General features: G+C 39.8%; 1 protein-coding gene and 1 pseudogene. One reads left to right on the top strand and one right to left on the bottom strand.

Annotation, left to right across the window (positions count from 1 at the left end; all coding sequences use genetic code 11):
* Positions 1 to 320, bottom strand: a pseudogene (locus FTV37_RS17505) (IS3 family transposase); the annotation flags it as partial.
* A 21-nt stretch (positions 321 to 341) separates the two neighbouring features.
* Here FTV37_RS17505 and FTV37_RS17500 point away from each other — a divergent pair.
* Entirely contained in the window at positions 342 to 689 is a 348-nt protein-coding gene (locus FTV37_RS17500) for a hypothetical protein (protein WP_159138984.1), read from the top strand.
* The last annotated feature ends 597 nt before the right edge of the window (positions 690 to 1286 follow it).

Raw genomic sequence — 1286 nt, 5'->3', positions numbered from 1 at the left:
GCGGTCGAGCTCCGCCTGGGCGAAAAAAGCGGCTGCTTTACGTAGAATTTCATTGGCGCGTTGCAGTTCTTTATTTTCGCGTTCGAGTTGTTTGATACGTTCTTGGTCTGAAAGCTGCTGTACTTTAACTGGATTTTGTTTATCTAAATATTTTTGATACCAAACACGTAGTGTTTCAGGAGTACAACCCTTGCGCAGTATACTGCTCAGGGAGCAATAGCGGTGATCGCAGCCCAATTCGATGGATAATCTTTCTCGGATTCAATCAATAATTGAACCGCTCTTTCTCTGATTTCAGGGGTATATTTTACTTTTTTCATCGGGACATTCTCTCAGAAAGCTTGGTCTCCGACAAACCCGGTACGGTTCAAGGTGAGATTTCTAAAATATATGTAGACAAAAATTCAATCAAAACAGCACCAAATAATAATGATATTAGATATTTTTCTATAAAAGAAGTTCACTCAAATCCTAAAAATAATGTAGTGAAAAATAATTTAGCGATTGAATGTTCACAAGGTCTTTTCTTGAGCCCATTTACTAATCAATGGGAACCTATTTTTCAAAGAGGCTATATTATTGGTACTCTAAAAACCTATGAATATTATAGCTATACAACTGTTTGCGATGATGTCAGAGGAAAATATTCTAATAACATTATTATTAATACAAACAGAATTGGATTTTAATAATAGCCTAAGCAGAACAAGCTTCTCAAAAGCTCTTCTATAAAAATATAAAAACCTATAAAAGCAAAAGCACATGCTCTCAACTTCTCAACTCGTTACCCAAGCGTCGCACTTCGTGCTTTGGCTTTGGTGAACGGTTGAGAGAGTTTCGGCAATACTCTCCCTAAAGGCGGTCATTTAAAAAAATGACACATCCTTTAAGTATTGCCGATTTACCGCATATTCTTTTGGCTTCGGAGCCACGTATATCGGTCGTATCCGCACATAGCTTTGCAGACTATGCAGACAAGGACTAAAGGTCTTGCACCTTCTCCCACGCGCTCCCTGTCGAAGTATGGCGGTATCTCTGCGAGGGTTTCCCCAACATGCAACTTAACCAACCTATACAGCTACTCTTAACGCTCCGCTTTTGTGAGATTCCCCTGTAGCGGTTTAGCCTTTCGACTATCGCTACGTTGCACCAGTGACACTTATTCCCTCCACATGCAACGCATGCCAATCCCTAAAACGGACACGCAGAAGCAGGCAAAGCTCGATCTATGATGCTTATTTGATGATTTAAAACACGGATTAACGAAGACTTATCATTTTGAGACT

This window comes from Acinetobacter sp. YH16042, assembly GCF_013417245.1.
In the GTDB taxonomy this organism is placed as follows: Bacteria; Pseudomonadota; Gammaproteobacteria; order Pseudomonadales; family Moraxellaceae; genus Acinetobacter; species Acinetobacter amyesii.
This window is presented reverse-complemented; position numbering and strand designations above follow the sequence as displayed.